General features: G+C 47.1%; 11 protein-coding genes, 7 tRNA genes, 3 rRNA genes and 3 pseudogenes. All 24 read left to right on the plus strand.

Annotated elements, in window-relative coordinates; genetic code table 11:
* Positions 1-54 precede the first annotated feature (54 nt).
* Positions 55-1,605, plus strand: a 16S ribosomal RNA gene (locus HHK01_RS00945).
* A gap of 221 nt (positions 1,606-1,826) precedes the next feature.
* A 23S ribosomal RNA gene (locus tag HHK01_RS00950) occupies positions 1,827-4,750 on the plus strand.
* Between the two features lie 172 nt (positions 4,751-4,922).
* A 5S ribosomal RNA gene (gene rrf, locus HHK01_RS00955) occupies positions 4,923-5,039 on the plus strand.
* The 16S, 23S and 5S rRNA genes sit together here with 7 tRNA genes alongside, the layout of an rRNA operon.
* A 150-nt stretch (positions 5,040-5,189) precedes the next feature.
* Positions 5,190-5,264 (plus strand) — tRNA-Asn (locus tag HHK01_RS00960).
* 1 nt (position 5,265) lies between these two features.
* Positions 5,266-5,338: transfer RNA gene (locus HHK01_RS00965), tRNA-Thr, on the plus strand.
* A gap of 18 nt (positions 5,339-5,356) precedes the next feature.
* Positions 5,357-5,431, plus strand: a tRNA-Glu gene (locus tag HHK01_RS00970).
* Between the two features lie 148 nt (positions 5,432-5,579).
* A tRNA-Val gene (locus HHK01_RS00975) sits at positions 5,580-5,655 on the plus strand.
* A gap of 16 nt (positions 5,656-5,671) precedes the next feature.
* Positions 5,672-5,747 (plus strand) — tRNA-Thr (locus HHK01_RS00980).
* 39 nt (positions 5,748-5,786) lie between these two features.
* Positions 5,787-5,870 (plus strand) — tRNA-Tyr (locus HHK01_RS00985).
* Between the two features lie 69 nt (positions 5,871-5,939).
* Positions 5,940-6,014: transfer RNA gene (locus HHK01_RS00990), tRNA-Gln, on the plus strand.
* A gap of 314 nt (positions 6,015-6,328) precedes the next feature.
* Complete coding sequence (gene rocF, locus HHK01_RS00995) at positions 6,329-7,234, plus strand: arginase (RefSeq protein ID WP_170006002.1); 906 nt, start codon at positions 6,329-6,331, stop codon at positions 7,232-7,234.
* 217 nt (positions 7,235-7,451) lie between these two features.
* Positions 7,452-8,015 carry an RNA polymerase sigma factor SigW gene (sigW, locus tag HHK01_RS01000; RefSeq protein ID WP_170006003.1) on the plus strand — a complete coding sequence of 188 codons (564 nt, stop codon included), beginning with the start codon at positions 7,452-7,454 and terminating at the stop codon, positions 8,013-8,015.
* Between the two features lie 18 nt (positions 8,016-8,033).
* On the plus strand, positions 8,034-8,462 hold the full coding sequence (locus HHK01_RS01005) for an anti-sigma factor family protein (RefSeq protein WP_322619376.1): 429 nt from the start codon (positions 8,034-8,036) through the stop codon (positions 8,460-8,462).
* Positions 8,426-8,665 carry a bactofilin family protein gene (locus tag HHK01_RS15810; protein WP_322619377.1) on the plus strand — a complete coding sequence of 80 codons (240 nt, stop codon included), beginning with the start codon at positions 8,426-8,428 and terminating at the stop codon, positions 8,663-8,665. Before HHK01_RS01005 ends, HHK01_RS15810 begins: the two co-directional genes overlap by 37 nt.
* A 196-nt stretch (positions 8,666-8,861) precedes the next feature.
* A pseudogene (gene cdaA, locus HHK01_RS01010) lies at positions 8,862-9,736 on the plus strand (diadenylate cyclase CdaA).
* Positions 9,729-10,049 carry a CdaR family protein gene (locus HHK01_RS01015; protein ID WP_170006004.1) on the plus strand — a complete coding sequence of 107 codons (321 nt, stop codon included), beginning with the start codon at positions 9,729-9,731 and terminating at the stop codon, positions 10,047-10,049. The pseudogene cdaA and the gene HHK01_RS01015 overlap by 8 nt, the downstream one beginning before the upstream one ends.
* Positions 10,004-10,915: a CdaR family protein gene (locus tag HHK01_RS01020; protein WP_170006005.1), complete on the plus strand. Its 912-nt coding sequence runs from the start codon at positions 10,004-10,006 to the stop codon at positions 10,913-10,915. Before HHK01_RS01015 ends, HHK01_RS01020 begins: the two co-directional genes overlap by 46 nt.
* 78 nt (positions 10,916-10,993) lie before the next feature.
* Positions 10,994-12,340 (plus strand): annotated as a pseudogene (glmM, locus tag HHK01_RS01025) (phosphoglucosamine mutase).
* Between the two features lie 159 nt (positions 12,341-12,499).
* Entirely contained in the window at positions 12,500-13,372 is an 873-nt protein-coding gene (locus HHK01_RS01030; RefSeq protein WP_170006006.1) for a cupredoxin domain-containing protein, read from the plus strand.
* Positions 13,373-13,460: 88 nt separating this feature from the next.
* Entirely contained in the window at positions 13,461-13,760 is a 300-nt protein-coding gene (locus tag HHK01_RS01035; RefSeq protein WP_170006007.1) for a metal-sensing transcriptional repressor, read from the plus strand.
* Between the two features lie 96 nt (positions 13,761-13,856).
* On the plus strand, positions 13,857-14,558 hold the full coding sequence (locus HHK01_RS01040) for a hypothetical protein (RefSeq protein WP_170006008.1): 702 nt from the start codon (positions 13,857-13,859) through the stop codon (positions 14,556-14,558).
* A 146-nt stretch (positions 14,559-14,704) separates the two neighbouring features.
* Positions 14,705-14,926: pseudogene (locus HHK01_RS01045) on the plus strand (glutaredoxin family protein); the annotation flags it as partial.
* Between the two features lie 64 nt (positions 14,927-14,990).
* A complete protein-coding gene (locus HHK01_RS01050) occupies positions 14,991-16,421 on the plus strand; it encodes an MATE family efflux transporter (RefSeq protein WP_170006009.1) in 1,431 nt (476 codons plus the stop codon).
* A 464-nt stretch (positions 16,422-16,885) separates the two neighbouring features.
* Positions 16,886-18,688, plus strand: a complete 1,803-nt coding sequence (gene glmS / locus HHK01_RS01055) for a glutamine--fructose-6-phosphate transaminase (isomerizing) (RefSeq protein ID WP_170006010.1) — start codon at positions 16,886-16,888, stop codon at positions 18,686-18,688.
* The last annotated feature ends 155 nt before the right edge of the window (positions 18,689-18,843 follow it).

An 18,843-nucleotide genomic window follows, 5' to 3' on the forward strand; every position in this document is an offset into this window, starting at 1 on the left:
AAATGGATACGGTCGTCGTTGATTTTAAAGTAAGACAGTTAAGAGCTTGCTCTTTTTATGGAGAGTTTGATCTTGGCTCAGGACGAACGCTGGCGGCGTGCCTAATACATGCAAGTCGAGCGGACTTTAGGGAGCTTGCTCCCTAAAGTTAGCGGCGGACGGGTGAGTAACACGTGGGTAACCTGCCTGTAAGACTGGGATAACTCCGGGAAACCGGGGCTAATACCGGATGACCCTTCGGATCGCATGATCTGAAGGTAAAAGGTGGCTTCGGCTATCACTTACAGATGGACCCGCGGCGCATTAGCTAGTTGGTGAGGTAGTGGCTCACCAAGGCAACGATGCGTAGCCGACCTGAGAGGGTGATCGGCCACACTGGGACTGAGACACGGCCCAGACTCCTACGGGAGGCAGCAGTAGGGAATCTTCCGCAATGGACGAAAGTCTGACGGAGCAACGCCGCGTGAGTGAAGAAGGTTTTCGGATCGTAAAGCTCTGTTGTAAGGGAAGAACAAGTACCGTTCGAATAGGGCGGTACCTTGACGGTACCTTACCAGAAAGCCACGGCTAACTACGTGCCAGCAGCCGCGGTAATACGTAGGTGGCAAGCGTTGTCCGGAATTATTGGGCGTAAAGCGCGCGCAGGCGGTCCTTTAAGTCTGATGTGAAAGCCCACGGCTCAACCGTGGAGGGTCATTGGAAACTGGAGGACTTGAGTGCAGAAGAGGAGAGCGGAATTCCACGTGTAGCGGTGAAATGCGTAGATATGTGGAGGAACACCAGTGGCGAAGGCGGCTCTCTGGTCTGTAACTGACGCTGAGGCGCGAAAGCGTGGGGAGCGAACAGGATTAGATACCCTGGTAGTCCACGCCGTAAACGATGAGTGCTAAGTGTTAGAGGGTTTCCGCCCTTTAGTGCTGCAGCAAACGCATTAAGCACTCCGCCTGGGGAGTACGGCCGCAAGGCTGAAACTCAAAAGAATTGACGGGGGCCCGCACAAGCGGTGGAGCATGTGGTTTAATTCGAAGCAACGCGAAGAACCTTACCAGGTCTTGACATCCTCTGCTACCTCTAGAGATAGAGGGTTCCCCTTCGGGGGACAGAGTGACAGGTGGTGCATGGTTGTCGTCAGCTCGTGTCGTGAGATGTTGGGTTAAGTCCCGCAACGAGCGCAACCCTTGATCTTAGTTGCCAGCATTCAGTTGGGCACTCTAAGGTGACTGCCGGTGACAAACCGGAGGAAGGTGGGGATGACGTCAAATCATCATGCCCCTTATGACCTGGGCTACACACGTGCTACAATGGGTGGAACAAAGGGTCGCAAAGCCGCGAGGCTGAGCCAATCCCACAAATCCACTCTCAGTTCGGATTGTAGGCTGCAACTCGCCTACATGAAGCCGGAATCGCTAGTAATCGCGGATCAGCATGCCGCGGTGAATACGTTCCCGGGCCTTGTACACACCGCCCGTCACACCACGAGAGTTTGTAACACCCGAAGTCGGTGAGGTAACCTTTTGGGGCCAGCCGCCGAAGGTGGGACAGATGATTGGGGTGAAGTCGTAACAAGGTAGCCGTATCGGAAGGTGCGGCTGGATCACCTCCTTTCTAAGGAAAACTCGTCACTTAGGTGACGATACAAAACGACGCTAGCAGCGAACTTGTGTTCAGTTTTGAAGGGACAATCCTTCAAAACATGTTCCTTGAAAACTAGATCATACGCAAACGACAATTCTTTTTGTGAAAAGAAAGAACACCGAGTCGTAGTTCAATCACCAAACAGTTGGTGTTGCCATATTCGCAGGCAACGCAAAGCCAACTTATTTTTAAGAGAAGTTAGTAAGGGCGCACGGTGAATGCCTTGGTACTAGGAGCCGATGAAGGACGGGACGAACACCGATATGCTTCGGGGAGCTGTAAGTAAGCTTTGATCCGGAGATTTCCGAATGGGGAAACCCACTGCCCGTAATGGGGTAGTATTCTTACCTGAATACATAGGGTAAGAAAGGCAGACCCGGGGAACTGAAACATCTTAGTACCCGGAGGAAGAGAAAGCAAATGCGATTCCCTGAGTAGCGGCGAGCGAAACGGGAACAGCCCAAACCAAGAGGCTTGCCTCTTGGGGTTGTAGGACACTCTATACGGAGTTACAAAGGAACAGGGTAGACGAAGCGATCTGGAAAGGTCCGTCAAAGAAGGTAACAACCCTGTAGTTAAAATCCTGTTCCCTCCAGAGTGGATCCTGAGTACGGCGAGACACGAGAAATCTCGTCGGAATCCGGGAGGACCATCTCCCAAGGCTAAATACTCCCTAGTAACCGATAGTGAACCAGTACCGTGAGGGAAAGGTGAAAAGCACCCCTGGCGGGGAGTGAAAAAGATCCTGAAACCGTGTGCTTACAAGTAGTCAGAGCCCGTTAAAGGGTGATGGCGTGCCTTTTGTAGAATGAACCGGCGAGTTACGATTTCATGCAAGGTTAAGCTGATAAAGTGGAGCCGCAGCGAAAGCGAGTCTGAATAGGGCGAATGAGTATGAGGTCGTAGACCCGAAACCAGGTGATCTACCCATGTCCAGGGTGAAGGTAAGGTAACACTTACTGGAGGCCCGAACCCACGCACGTTGAAAAGTGCGGGGATGAGGTGTGGGTAGGGGTGAAATGCCAATCGAACCTGGAGATAGCTGGTTCTCTCCGAAATAGCTTTAGGGCTAGCCTCAAGTAAGAGAGTCTTGGAGGTAGAGCACTGTTTGGACTAGGGGCCCTCATCGGGTTACCGAATTCAGACAAACTCCGAATGCCAATGACTTGTTTCTTGGGAGTCAGACTGCGAGTGATAAGATCCGTAGTCAAGAGGGAAACAGCCCAGACCGCCAGCTAAGGTCCCAAAGTATACGTTAAGTGGAAAAGGATGTGGAGTTGCTTAGACAACCAGGATGTTGGCTTAGAAGCAGCCACCATTGAAAGAGTGCGTAATAGCTCACTGGTCGAGTGACTCTGCGCCGAAAATGTATCGGGGCTAAACGTATCACCGAAGCTGCGGATTCCGTAAGGAATGGTAGGAGAGCGTTCTAAGGGCTGAGAAGCAAGATCGTAAGGACTTGTGGAGCGCTTAGAAGTGAGAATGCCGGTATGAGTAGCGAAAGAAGGGTGAGAATCCCTTCCACCGAATGCCTAAGGTTTCCTGAGGAAGGCTCGTCCGCTCAGGGTAAGTCGGGACCTAAGCCGAGGCCGAAAGGCGTAGGCGATGGACAACAGGTTGAAATTCCTGTACCACCTCACTTCCGTTTGAGCAATGGGGGGACGCAGGAGGATAGGGTAAGCGCGCTATTGGATGCGCGTCCAAATCGTAAGGCTGAAGGGTAGGCAAATCCGCCCTTCACGAAGGCTGAGCGATGATGGCGAGGGAAATAAAGTACCGAAGTTCCTGATTTCACACTGCCAAGAAAAGCCTCTAGCGAGGAAGCAGGTGCCCGTACCGCAAACCGACACAGGTAGGCGAGGAGAGAATCCTAAGGTGATCGAGAGAACTCTCGTTAAGGAACTCGGCAAAATGACCCCGTAACTTCGGGAGAAGGGGTGCTCTTCTGGGTGAATAGCCCGGAGGAGCCGCAGTGAATAGGCCCAGGCGACTGTTTAGCAAAAACACAGGTCTCTGCGAAGCCGTAAGGCGAAGTATAGGGGCTGACGCCTGCCCGGTGCTGGAAGGTTAAGAGGAGAGGTTAGCTTACGCGAAGCTTTGAATCGAAGCCCCAGTAAACGGCGGCCGTAACTATAACGGTCCTAAGGTAGCGAAATTCCTTGTCGGGTAAGTTCCGACCCGCACGAAAGGCGCAACGATCTGGGCACTGTCTCAACGAGAGACTCGGTGAAATTATAGTACCTGTGAAGATGCAGGTTACCCGCGACAGGACGGAAAGACCCCGTGGAGCTTTACTGTAGCCTGATATTGAATTTTGGTACAGCTTGTACAGGATAGGTAGGAGCCTATGAAACGTGAGCGCTAGCTTACGTGGAGGCGTCGGTGGGATACTACCCTGGCTGTATTGAACTTCTAACCCACGCCCCTCATCGGGGCGGGAGACAGTGTCAGGTGGGCAGTTTGACTGGGGCGGTCGCCTCCTAAAGAGTAACGGAGGCGCCCAAAGGTTCCCTCAGAATGGTTGGAAATCATTCGTAGAGTGTAAAGGCACAAGGGAGCTTGACTGCGAGACCTACAAGTCGAGCAGGGTCGAAAGACGGGCTTAGTGATCCGGTGGTTCCGCATGGAAGGGCCATCGCTCAACGGATAAAAGCTACCCCGGGGATAACAGGCTTATCTCCCCCAAGAGTCCACATCGACGGGGAGGTTTGGCACCTCGATGTCGGCTCATCGCATCCTGGGGCTGTAGTCGGTCCCAAGGGTTGGGCTGTTCGCCCATTAAAGCGGTACGCGAGCTGGGTTCAGAACGTCGTGAGACAGTTCGGTCCCTATCCGTCGTGGGCGTAGGAAATTTGAGAGGAGCTGTCCTTAGTACGAGAGGACCGGGATGGACGCACCGCTGGTGTACCAGTTGTCTTGCCAAAGGCATCGCTGGGTAGCTACGTGCGGACGGGATAAGTGCTGAAAGCATCTAAGCATGAAGCCCCCCTCAAGATGAGATTTCCCATTGCCTAGCAAGTAAGATCCCTGGAAGATGACCAGGTAGATAGGTCTGAGGTGGAAGCACGGTGACGTGTGGAGCTGACAGATACTAATCGATCGAGGACTTCTCTAACGATTTAAACTCGGTAGTCGCAAACCGTATGATCTAGTTTTGAAGGAATAGAACCTTCAGTATGTCTAAACATATTGAAGAAAGTACCTTCACCACCTTGTAATATGCAGGGCGAGGGTTTCGAGAAGCAAGCTGACGCAGAGATGCGCCGCTTATCGGAAGCCGCAGCCGGTTTGGTAGTGATGGCGAAGAGGCTACACCCGTACCCATCCCGAACACGGAAGTTAAGCTCTTCAGCGCCGATGGTAATTGGGGGCTGTCCCCCTGTGAGAGTAGGACGCTGCCAAGCGAATGCAAGAAATAAGGTGAGTCTCCCGTATCAATTCATAGTTAGAAAGTGGGGGACAGCCAACTCGGCGGAAGGCATGTTAAGAACGCGCCATCAATTTAAAACGTTTCCCTCGTAGCTCATACGGGGGATACACCTCTTAATCTTTATTCCGCAGTAGCTCAGTGGTAGAGCTATCGGCTGTTAACCGATCGGTCGTAGGTTCGAGTCCTACCTGCGGAGCCATGCTTCCATAGCTCAGCAGGTAGAGTGCTTCCATGGTAAGGAAGAGGTCACCGGTTCGAGCCCGGTTGGAAGCTTTCTATTTTTAACAAGCGGGCCCGTTGGTCAAGCGGTTAAGACACCGCCCTTTCACGGCGGTAACACGGGTTCGATTCCCGTACGGGTCACCATCTTGCATAGATGTATGCTACCTTGTTTAAAGGAAGACATGTGACATCCTAGTAAGGAAGCTCTAATAAGTACGGCGCAGTCGATGGTATAACACATAGCCACTCATGTTCTGTGAGCGAGTACATGCACAATCACATTCTGTACGTCGGAGGATTAGCTCAGCTGGGAGAGCACCTGCCTTACAAGCAGGGGGTCGGCGGTTCGATCCCGTCATCCTCCACCACTTCGACATGTATAGCGCCGGTGTAGCTCAACTGGTAGAGCAACTGACTTGTAATCAGTAGGTTGGGGGTTCAAGTCCTCTTGCCGGCACCATGTTCATTTTTTGAAATCAGATTTCTGATATTTATTAACGGAGGGGTAGCGAAGTGGCTAAACGCGGCGGACTGTAAATCCGCTCCTTCGGGTTCGGCAGTTCGAATCTGCCCCCCTCCACCATTGCTACTGTATAGTACTTTTAACTAGCAATGTATCTCTATTGTTATTCGTTTATTATTATAAGGTTGTTGGGCTATAGCCAAGCGGTAAGGCAACGGATTTTGATTCCGTCATGCGTTGGTTCGAATCCAGCTAGCCCAGCCATTTTTACTTTACATAACTTGTTGACGTGATCGAATAGCTCAGTTGCTGTTCCTTTTTTGAATAAAAGGGACCTTAGCTCAGCTGGGAGAGTACCTGCTTTGCACGCAGGAGGTTAGTGTTCGATCCCGCTAGGCTCTATCATTTCGTCTTTTACCGTAAACTTCTCGTTTAGGGTTTTTTTTGTGTTTTCTTTCGTATATTCATTCATGAATGTGTCCAGTTGAACCAATGTTTTGAGAGCGGATACAATAGGGGGAGAGAGAAACCATTCTATTCGGAAAGACTAAAGAGAATGCGAGAGAGGAGTTTTTATTGTGGAACGACGAAATATTTCTATTATAGGCGTACCTATGGATTTAGGCCAGATGAGACGTGGGGTCGATATGGGTCCGAGTGCGATTCGCTATGCGGGTGTGATGGAGCGATTGCAAGACTTGGGTCATACGATTACAGATATGGGAGATATTCATATTTCACGGGCGGAGCAGCAATCCTCTGCAGAGACCAATTTACGTAACTTGCAGGCGGTTGCTGATGGGAATAGTCGTCTTGCAGAGGAGGTGGATCGTATTGTGGCGAAAGGGGATTTTCCTCTTGTGCTCGGTGGTGATCATAGCATCGCGATTGGTTCACTGGCTGGGGTCTCAAAGCATTATAAGCAGCTGGGGGTCATCTGGTATGATGCACATGGTGATCTAAATTCTGAAGAGACAAGTCCTTCTGGTAACATACATGGGATGCCTCTCGCGGTGAGTATTGGCCTTGGACACGAATTATTGACTTCCATTGGCGGTAATGGTCCTAAAATACATGCGGAGAATATTGTGATCATCGGGGCACGTTCTTTAGATGACGGGGAGAAGCAGCTGATTAAAGAACGTGGTATTCAAGTGTATACGATGCACGAGATCGATCGTCTTGGTATGACGGCTGTGATGAATGATGCAATTCAGTACTTACGAAACCGAAACGTGGATGGGGTACACCTTTCCTTAGATTTAGACGGACTTGATCCATTGGATGCACCCGGTGTGGGGACGCCGGTAAATGGGGGCATTAGCTACCGTGAAAGCCATTTAGCGATGGAAATGTTGGAGGAATCCAACTTGTTAACGTCGGCAGAGTTTGTGGAAGTGAATCCGATTCTTGATGAGAGAAACAAAACGGCTGCTGTCGCGGTGGCGTTAATGGGATCTTTGTTTGGTGAAAAGTTGTTATAATCTCTTGATTGGCGCACTTCCTAGTAGTTGGGGGTGCGTTTTTCTTTGTGTGAATAAGTGCAACTTCCAGAGAGTTTATGTATTAGATAAAAATTAGTAATCCCAGATGAACCTTTTTTTGTTAATATAGACGGTAGTGAATTTTTAAAAGAAAAAAGTGAAACTTACTCTGTGCGAATTCGTACACACTAATAGCCGCTAGAGCGGAGGTTAAAGAATGGATGCGTTCGTCAAACAAAGGATTAAACAAGTAATGAAGGGAGACCAGGATGCGTTTGGTGAGATCGTTGAATTGTACAAAGACTCTGTATACCATTTGTGTTTTCGTATGCTCGGCAATCGTCATGAAGCGGAAGATCTGGCTCAAGAGGCCTTTGTAAGGGCCTATGTAAACATTCATACGTTCCATACAAATAAGAAGTTTTCCACGTGGTTGTATCGAATTGCTACAAACCTTTGTATCGACTGGATTCGTAAGAGGAAACCAGATGCTTATCTCGATGCCGAGGTATCTGGAACTGAAGGGTTAACGATGTACTCCCAAGTAGCTGCAAATGTGGAAAAGCCAGAAGAAGTGATTGAACGAAGTGAAATGCAACAGCTCATTCATAAAGAGATTGTCAATTTGCCGGAGAAATACCGCGCTGTTATTATTTTAAAATATTTAAAAGAGTGTTCTCTTCAAGAGATTAGTGAGATGCTTGAGTTACCTTTAGGTACAGTGAAAACTCGCATCCATCGGGGGCGGGAAGCACTCAGAAAGCAATTACGTACTGTATAGGTGGAGGGTGAATTCGCCATGAACGAATGTCCTAAGGAAATCATTGACTATATACATGATTATTTAGATGGAGATCTCGATGCTGAGAAGGAAACCGTGTTGCAAGAGTACCTTTCTTCCTGCGCGGCATGTCGGGCGCATTTTCGGGAATTAGAAAGAACAATTTCCTTCATTCAGTCTACTCCGTCGGTTCAAGCTCCTGAGGGATTTACAGCAGGGGTTTTCGCACGTTTGCCAAAAGAGAAGAAGACGACTCGGGCGAGAAGGTGGTTCCGTTATCACCCAATGTTAACGGCAGCCTCTGTTTTTCTGTTGCTTATGGTAACGAGCTTGGTCGGTTCCTTTGGAGACACTAACGAGTTTTCCTTTACCAACTACGACAATGTGATCGTTGAAGGGACGTGGTGGTGGTGCCAGAGGGAGAGGTTGTCTCTGGTGATATCGTAGTCAAAAACGGAGAAATTCGCATTGAAGGTCAAGTTGATGGTGATGTGACGATCATTAACGGAGAGAGGTATTTAGCATCCGCTGGAGATGTGACTGGGGAGATTGAAGAGATCGACCAAGTGTTCAGCTGGCTTTGGTACCATATAAAGAAGACAGCTTTTAATGTGTCTTCATTTTTTACTGGAGAAGATACGGGAACATAGAGGGATCCTTTGCAAGTATAAGGTTCCTTTTTGGAGAGCGCGCGAAAGCCTTCTGCTCTTTCCTAGCAGAATCAGTAACAAGCTTATGATATAATGAAGGGGTTATTTGCGCACAGACTTTGCGAGCAGATAGTGTCACATAACTTTTTTATTTTAAGTAGCCTTTTATGTTTCGCAGCGTACGGAATTTTACGCTATGAATCATCTTTTTAGAGCATGGAGGAAAGCACATGCCATTACTGGATTTTTAGATGACTTCACCTTGCTTGATTACGTGGTGAACATTGCAGATATTTTGTTAGTCTGGTACGTATTTTACAAATTAATTATGGTCATTAAAGGTACAAAAGCGGTGCAATTGTTGAAAGGGATCTTTGTGATCGTCATCGTCCGCAGTTTAAGTAGTGTGCTCGGTTTCAATACGTTGAGTGCAATTATGGAGCAAGTACTCACTTGGGGATTCTGGCAATTATTATCATTTTTCAACCTGAGTTAAGACGTGCACTAGAGCAACTAGGGCGTGGGCGATTTTTCTCTCGTAGCAGTGCGCAGGAAGAAGAAGAGAGAGGGAAGATGGTCGAGTCAATCGTTAAGGCGACTTCTTATATGGCAAAACGCCGTATCGGGGCCTTGATCTCCTTTGAGCGAGAAACAGGGATGGGTGATTATATTGAAACAGGTATCCCCATCAAGTCAAAAATCTCCTCTGAATTGTTGATTAACATCTTTGTGCCCAACACGCCTTTGCATGATGGGGCATTGATTATACAGAAGGAATCCATTGCAGCAGCAGCTTGTTATTTGCCTTTATCAGAAAGTGCAAGAATACCGAAAGAGTTGGGGACGCGTCACCGGGCCGCTGTTGGAATAAGTGAAGTGACTGACGCCTTGACGCTTATTGTGTCAGAGGAGACGGGTGGCATTTCAATTACAAAGAATGGGGAGTTACACCGTGAGCAGTCGCTGGATGATTTGCGCGAACACTTGACACGTGAATTGTTAATAGGTGGCAAGTCGAGGCAGTCGTCTTCTTCTCTATGGAGTTTTAGGGGGAAACGCGAAAATGGATAAACTAATGAACACAAAATGGTTTATGAAAGTCGTGTCCCTTCTGCTCGCGGGTTTATTGTATGCATCGGTTAACTTTGATGAGCAAGCCATGACGGTTCGGGATTCTGGGGCTGCAGATAGTCGTACGGAAATCATTGAAGATGTACCGGTAAATGTGTATTACGATACGGAAAATTTGTATGTATCCGGAGTGCCTGAAACAATTGATGTCACTGTATCGGGCCCTGCGAATATCGTACAATCTACACGGCAGTTAAGGATTTTGAAGTGTTTATTGATTTATCTACTGCGGAAATTGGAGCGCAGCGAGTAGAAATCCAGGTGCGAGACATTTCAGAGAAGCTTTCTGTTACAAAGAGTCCTGCTTACGCGGATGTGGATGTACAGGAGCGCGTCACAGAAGAGTTCACTGTAAGAGCTGAATTTAATCGTTCGATGATTGAAGAAGGTTATCGAGCGGGAGAACCTGAGATTTCTGAGCCCACTGTACAAGTAACAGGTGCTAAAAATGTCATTGATCAAATTGAGTTTGTGGTGGCTAGTGTTAATTCAAACAGCCCTGTGGATGAAACCGTGCAGCGGGAAGCAACGGTAAGTGTGTTGGATGCGAACTTAAACAAGTTGGACGTCCTCGTCGAACCTGAAATCGTGAATGTTACGATTCCTGTTGAACGGATTGAAAAAACAGTTGACATCTCGTTAGTGCAGGCAGGATCAGTGCAAGAGAATGTAACGATCAATTCGGTTACGTCAGAAGTGGACGAGATTACCTTGTTCGGTCCACAGGAAGTGTTGGACAAGATCGAAAGTGTAGAGGTTCCACTTGATATATCCACAATAGAGGGCGGAACTGAGCTCACCGTGCCTATTGAGTTACCTGAAGGAGTACTTGGGGCAGATCCTGAGGAAATCGTCGTCGTTGTGGATGCGGAACAGGATGCAGAACGTACGTTAGAGGATGTAGAGGTGAGCGCCCGAGGACTCCAGGAAAACGAACAAATATTGTTTGTCTCACCTGAGGAAGGGGCGACGAATTTAGTGATTCGCGGGGAACAAGATGTCGTGAATGCGCTCGAAGAAGAGGATATTGCCGTTTTCATTGACGTAAGCCAGCTAGACGCTGGCGAGCATGAAGTGGAATTACAAATAGAAGGAATAGAAATGTTGAGTGGGAATTAGCAGAACCCACCGCCATCATCACTATTGAAGAAACAGAATCGACAGAAAGCTAGGGAGAGAGAAAAGGAGCGATTTTTGATGGGTAAGTATTTCGAACAGACGGGGTGCGTGGGGTTGCTAATAGCGAACTTACGCCAGAGCTCGCCTTCCGCCTTGGTAGATTTGGTGGGTATGTCTTAACGAAAGACCACGATCGACCGAAAGTGCTGATTGGGCGAGATACGCGAATTTCTGGTCACATGTTAGAAGGCGCCCTTGTGGCAGGATTGTTATCTGTTGGAGCCGAAGTGATGCGCCTTGGAGTGATCTCCACTCCAGGTGTGGCGTATTTAACGAAAGCAGTCGGTGCCCATGCAGGGGTCATGATTTCAGCATCACACAACCCTGTTGCAGACAATGGGATTAAGTTTTTTGGCCCAGACGGCTTTAAGCTATCTGACGAACAGGAAGTAGAAGTTGAGGCGCTCTTAGATGCAGAGGAAGATACGCTGCCTCGTCCAACTGGAGCCGGGCTTGGACAAGTGAATGACTACTTTGAAGGTGGGCAAAAGTATTTGCAGTTTTTGAAGCAAACAGTGGATGAAGACTTTACCGGCTTACACATCGCACTTGATTGTGCACACGGGGCCACCTCTTCGTTAGCAACACATTTGTTTGCAGACTTGGACGCTGACCTCACGACGATGGGTACGTCACCGGATGGAACGAACATTAACGAGGGCGTCGGATCTACCCACCCAGAAGTGCTCGCTGAACTGGTAAAAGAAAAAGGTGCCGATATCGGGCTTGCCTTTGATGGTGATGGGGACCGTTTAATCGCTATTGATGAAAAGGGCAACATTGTCGATGGGGACCAAATCATGTATGTTTGTGCGAAGCATTTGAAAGAAGAAATGCGCTTGAAGCAACAAACGGTTGTTTCGACAGTGATGAGTAATCTCGGGTTCTATAAAGCGTTGGAAGCAGAAGGCATTACGAGCGTGAAGACAAGGTAGGAGACCGCTATGTTGTTGAGGAAATGAAAAAAGGCGGTTATAGCTTAGGTGGCGAACAGTCTGGGCATATTATCTTCTTGGAGCACAATACGACGGGGGATGGCTTGTTGTCGGCCTACAGCTCGTCAACATTATGAAGCTTACAGAAAAGCCATTGTCAGAACTCGTGGCTCCGTGCCGAAAGTTCCCGCAAACGCTCGTGAACGTAAGAGTGACGGATAAGCATGGTGTAACAGACAATGAGAAGGTAAAGGTAGTCATTGATGCAGTAGAGCAAGAAATGAACGGTAATGGTCGCGTGCTAGTGCGTCCATCTGGAACTGAGCCACTCGTCCGCGTCATGGCAGAAGCACCAACGCAAGAAGCATGTGATACCTACGTAGGTCGTATTGTCGATGTTGTAAAGGCAGAAATGGGCTTAGAAGAATAGATGGAGGACGTCCCTCGGAATGCCGAGGGGCGTTTTTTGATGAGGTTTCAAGTGCATGAACGAACAAATGATGATGGTGACACATCCGGGTCTGTAATACTTGGACTATGTTCTCGGTAGCCGACATACACTCATAAAAACAGAGTAGGAGGACAACTTATGTTTGCATGGGTGGATGGCTTTTTTATTGTGTCAATAATGATTACTACTTTTGCGCTCGTGGTGGTGTGGGCATATAGGAAAAGAATCCAAACCAAAACGATGGTAACGATGATGTTAGCGATGGCAGTGACCATGGGTGTTAGTTTATTTTGGGGTTTATATATGGGTGCAATGATAGATAACTTCGCTGTCGTTATTGTGACTGCACTATTGTTTGGATTTGGATTCGCCATTATTCTTTTTCATGATCAGTCCCTTCTTGTGGTAACAGAAGGTGTGTTGGCTGGTGTGATGGGGGGAACGATGGGTGGAATGACCGGGAATATGTTGGATCCAACGTACGAGCAAGCGATGTTGAAAGTTTACCTCGTGCTTCTGTTAGCCATTATTTTATTAGTGAATCGTCTCATGCTCGATAATCACCCAGAGACAAAGTCAACACTAAAACGCACACTTTCCCATCCGATTACGCTCGTGCTTCTTTTTGCTGTTTTCTTTGTCACGATTGAATGGACTGCAAACGCAGAAACGGCTGAATCACGTACGATTCGTCTCCACACATCCGAGTATTCTTTTACACCTAACGAAATTACTGTACAAAAAGGAGAAATGTTTACACTTTCCTTAATGAACATGGGAAGTGAAGAACATGATCTCGAACTTGCAGCAGGTGAATGGGAACAAATGAATAGCTCAACGGCTCAACATCAACACGACGAAATGAACGATATTCCGCATGTGCATGCCAAACCAGGAGAGACGAATGAGATCACACTAAGGGCAAAAGAGAGCGGGACCTTTTCGTTCCGGTGCACCATTCCGGGTCATAAAGAACGTGGTATGGTTGGTGAATTGACTGTCAAGGAATAATCTTGACAAAAATGACAACACAAGATGCGGAGGTATGAGGTCATATGGTCGAACCCCGCGTATACTGCAGTAGCGGAAGGGGAAATCAGTGGTGGATAGGGAACGACAAATTGGTTACCACACAAAAAGGGATAAATCCAAGCTCATCAATCGTTTAAAGCGAATCGAAGGCCAAGTACGTGGGATTCAAAAGATGATTGAAGACGATCGATACTGTGTAGACGTGCTCGTACAAATTTCTGCTATAAATGCCGCGATGAAAAAAGTGAGTCTCAATTTATTAGAAGACCACGCAAAACATTGCGTAACAGATGCCATTCAATCGGGTGAGGGTGATCCTGCAATCGAAGAACTTCTAGGTGTATTCGAACGCTTCACGAAATCGTAAAAACCAGTTTTTGCTGGTTTTTTTGTTTAGGTTTTTTAGCGAACCCATAAGGGTACTTTACTAAACAGATGATCTGAGAAAAAGGAGGCTACTACAATGCAACAACACGATCAAAGCGAACATCGTCACCATCATCATAGTGGAACTGGAGTAGCGACAGTCACTTCCCATGTCTTGTACGAACAAGGTAACGTCATTATCCATGTCACTAATGAAAACGGGGATTCACCGACACTACAGTCGAATCATAGTAAACAAATGCATCTCATCATCGTGAGTGAAGATTTAGAGGAGTACTATCACGTACATCCAATTGAGCAAGGGGATGGCTCATATACATCAAAATTATTTCTACAAGAGGGTCACTACAAAGCCTTCGTGGATATTTCTCCTGCTGAAGGGGTGTATCACATTTCCCCTCATGAAATTGTGGTAGGGAATGCTAAGGAACCGCGCAAAGCCAACTTACGGCCAACTGAAAGTAAAACCGTGATATCTGGTAAAGTGACAGCCACTGCCCAGTATGAAGATCCTATTAAAGGAGATGAGACTGTATTTGCCTTTGAATTAACGGGTGGAAAGCCAGAACCGTACTTAGGGGCACGCGGACATGTTGTCATCTTAGATGAAGCTGCCGAAACGTTTATTCATGTACACCCACTGTCAGACAACGAGACGAAGTTTGCTACCTCATTTGACACTGCAGGACCATACAAACTGTGGGCAGAATTCAAGATAGACGGTGAAATACACGTTTTTGCTTACGTGATCTATGTTAAGGAGAAGGAAGCAACGTGATGGACGGTATGAAACGCCCGCATGAAGTTGTGCTTTTAGGGAACCAATAAAAAGAGTATAGAGAAGGGATAATCGAAAGGAGAGGTGATGTCCTGATGAAGAATTTGACTTTATACACGCGGCCAACCTGAACAGACTGCCAGGCAGGGAAGGAGTTTCTTTCCCAACATGCAGTTGAGTATGAAGGAATTGATGTAAGCAACGATCCAGCAAAAGAACAGGAGATGAAGCAGATTTCTGGGACAAAGGTTGTGCCGTGCTTTGTATTTAAAGAAGCGTCCCTCCTCGGTCGATTCAAAAAACCAACCGTGTACATTGGATTTGAACAAAACAAAGAAGCAATCCAACAAGAGCTCGGTATTTCGTAATCGGACGAAATGCTGGGCTTTTGTCTAAGGCATAAAACAGAAGTCTAAACGTAAAGGTGATCCGATGAAATCAGAAGAAGCAATTCCATCCACTGCCAACCCAATGCGTGATAAGGTGAAAATTGCTCTTGTATTGGCACTCCCGGCAGTAGCAGAGAACTTTTTCCAAACCATTTTAGGATTCGTAGACACGTACTTTGTCTCAAAAATAGGCCTAGTTGAAGTAACGGCTGTCGGTGTCACGAATGCGCTACTGGCGATCTACTTTGCCCTATTTATGGCGGTGGGTGTAGCGGTAAATGTGATGATCTCGAATTCTCTAGGGGCAGGCAAAGTAGAGCGTGCTCGCCATATTTCACAACAAGGAATTTTGTTAGCGATTTTACTGGGTATTTTAAGTGGTATTGTGACCTTGTTTTTCGCTGAACCTTTACTGAGATTGATGGGAATCGAGGAAGAGGTGCTCGAAGTGGGCGTTGTCTATTTTCGAATCGTCGCCATTCCTTCCGTGTTTATGGCACTCATGTTTGTATTAGGAAGTATCCTAAGAGGAGCGGGCGATACCAATTCCCCGATGAAAGTAAGTATTATCATTAATGTCATCAATGCTGGTTTAGACTACATTTTGATTTTTGGTTTTTTGTTTATCCCGTCTCTCGGAATCGTCGGAGCAGCGCTAGCTACAGTCGTCGCACGGATTGTCGGCTCACTTCTTATGTTTAGGTACATAGGGAGAAACGACACGATTGCATTTCGAAAAGATTTTTGGCGAATTGACTGGGGACACCAAAAAGAATTGTTACAGCTAGGCTCACCTGCGGCTGGAGAAAGACTTGTTATGAGAATTGGACAAGTACTTTATTTTGGTTTCGTTGTTGCATTAGGGACCAACACTTTCGCCGCCCATCAAATCGCTGGAAACATTGAGATCTTTTCCTACATGATTGGTTATGGATTTGCGACAGCTGCAACGATCTTGGTCGGTAGACAAATTGGCGCCGGCAACATACAAGAAGCGAAAACGTATGCAAAAATTTGTACAGTCATTACCATCATCGGCATGTCGTTCACCGCTATCCTTCTATTTGTACTTGGTGAATGGGTCGGATCCTTTTTCTCTGAAGATCCTGTCGTCATTGGCGAAATTGGCACTGCTTTGAAAACATCTGCCGTGTTTCAACCTTTCCTTGCCGTTCTCCTTGTGCTAACTGGCGCTTTCCAAGGGGCCAATAATACCAAGTTTCCGATGTACTTAACGGCTGTTGGCATGTGGGCAATTCGAACTGTATTAGTGTACGTGTTAGCTGTTCAGATGGAGTGGGGTATTTTAGGCGTCTGGATAGCAATTGGTGTAGACATTGCTGCTAGAGCTGTTGTATTACTGTTTGTTATGTGGAAAGGCAAATGGATCAAGAGCGAGCGGAAGGACCCGACACACCGCAGTCACCCAGAAACACTGAAAGAAAAATCATCGAGATGTGTCAATAATTACTAAGTAAAGTTTGTCTTTCAATCGCAAGCACACTTTTTCTCTCCAATTTGCATACTGTAATGGTACGAGGGGAGTTGATAAGACCAACTAGGCTAAACTCCTCTTGTTTTCTTTGCAAAGGTGTCACACAGAGTTGACTGATTTGTGACACGGGAAATTTTGATTGACGGGAAAAGTTGTTTTCTAGTATGATTAGCGTTGTCATTCAAATATAGAAAGTGAGGATCGAAGTTAACAAATTTTTAAAAAGCGCCAGGACTACCGCGTAGGCGAGTAGTTGACGAGGTGGAGGTTATCGAGTAATTCGGCGGGTGCCTCCTAGCTGACCGCACAGCTATTTATTCTTCTTATAAAACACACGAGGCGACTCGGTGTACAAAAAAGGAGAAATGCGCCATACGAGAGGGGGGAAACGAAGCCCCCAAACACGGCTCGTTTGCCCCCTCATCCAGGGAGGAAAAACGATTATGTGTGGAATTGTCGGATATATTGGAAACGTTGATGCAAAAGAGATCCTTTTAAAAGGCTTAGAAAAACTCGAGTACCGCGGCTATGATTCTGCTGGGATCGCTGTACAAACTGGCAACGAGATCTCTGTATTTAAAGAAAAAGGTCGTATCGCTGATTTGCGTGCTGCTGTGGATAGCAGCGTCACAGCAAACACTGGAATTGGCCATACTCGCTGGGCGACACACGGTGTTCCTTCTCAAGAGAACGCCCACCCGCATCAAAGCACATCAGGTCGTTTCACCCTTGTTCATAACGGAGTCATTGAAAACTATGACATTATTAAGCGTGAAGCATTGCAAGGTGTGAATTTTGTCAGCGAAACAGATACAGAAGTCATCGTGCAGTTAATCGAGAAATACGTAAACGAAGGCCAAGACGTGGAAACAGCGTTCCGTAGCATGTTGAAAAAGCTAGAAGGATCTTACGCATTAGCGCTTCTTGATAAAGAAAACGACGAAACCATCTTTGTAGCGAAAAATAAAAGCCCATTGCTTGTCGGACTTGGCGAAGACTTCAACGTCGTCGCAAGTGACGCGATGGCGATGCTACAAGTGACAGATCAATACGTTGAGTTAATGGATAAAGAAATCGTCATCGTAACGAAAGAAAACGTCACGATCCAAACGCTTAACGGAGAGACAGTAGAACGTGCTCCGTACACAGCAGAAATCGATGCAAGTGACATCGAAAAAGGCACATATGCACACTATATGCTGAAAGAAATCGATGAGCAACCGCTTGTGATGCGCAAAATTATGCAAGCTTACCAAAACGATGCTGGTACGCTCACGATTGATAACGACATCGTGAACGCGATCGACGCTGCAGACCGTTTGTACATTGTGGCATGCGGAACGAGTTACCATGCGGGACTTGTCGGCAAGCAATTGATTGAAAACATGGCGAAAAAGCCAGTAGAGGTACACGTAGCGAGTGAATTCAACTACAACATGCCACTACTAAGCGAAAAGCCACTGTTTATCTTCATCTCACAAAGTGGAGAAACAGCAGACAGCCGCGCCTGCCTCGTCCAAGTGAAAGAAAAGGGCCACAAAGCGCTGACGATTACAAACGTAGCTGGCTCAACCCTTTCACGTGAAGCGGACTATACTTTGCTTCTGCACGCTGGCCCTGAAATCGCGGTAGCCTCAACAAAAGCGTACACAGCACAAATCGCGGTTCTTGCAATTTTGGCTAACGTGACAGCAGAAAAACGTGGCTACAATCAAAGCTTTGACCTTGCGCAAGAACTCGGAATCGTCGCAAATGCAATTGAAGCCCTTTGTGATGACAAAGAAGAATTTGAGGCTATTGCCCGAGAATACTTGTCGACAACTCGCAACGCATTCTTTATCGGCCGCGCAGTAGATAATTACGTAGGTCTAGAAGGTGCTTTGAAGCTGAAGGAGATCTCTTACATCCAGGCAGAAGGATTTGCTGGTGGGGAATTGAAGCACGGCACAATTGCCTTGATCGAAGACGGCACACCAGTGATTGCGATAGCGACCCAAGAAAAAGTGAACCTAAGCATCCGAGGCAACGTCAAAGAAGTCGTCGCCCGTGGCGCAAACCCTTGCATCATCTCGATGAAAGGACTCGACACAGACGAAGACCGTTACGTAGTACCCGAAGTACACCCGTACTTCACCCCTCTCGTATCCGTAGTACCGACACAGTTGATTGCTTATTATGCGGCGTTACATCGTGATTGCGATGTGGATAAACCGCGGAACTTGGCGAAGAGTGTGACCGTTGAATAGATGATGGATGCCCCTTTAGTGGAAGTGTAACTTTAAAATAAAGTTTGATAATTTGTAAAAAAGTTCGATAATTTATAAAAAAGATTGATAAGAATGACCTCTTGGGATATTATGTCTCTAAGAGGTCATTTTTTATTTTTCTGATATTTTAGGAG

Source organism: Bacillus fonticola (genome assembly GCF_012955605.1).
GTDB lineage: Bacteria > Bacillota > Bacilli > Bacillales > JC228 > Bacillus_CG > Bacillus_CG fonticola.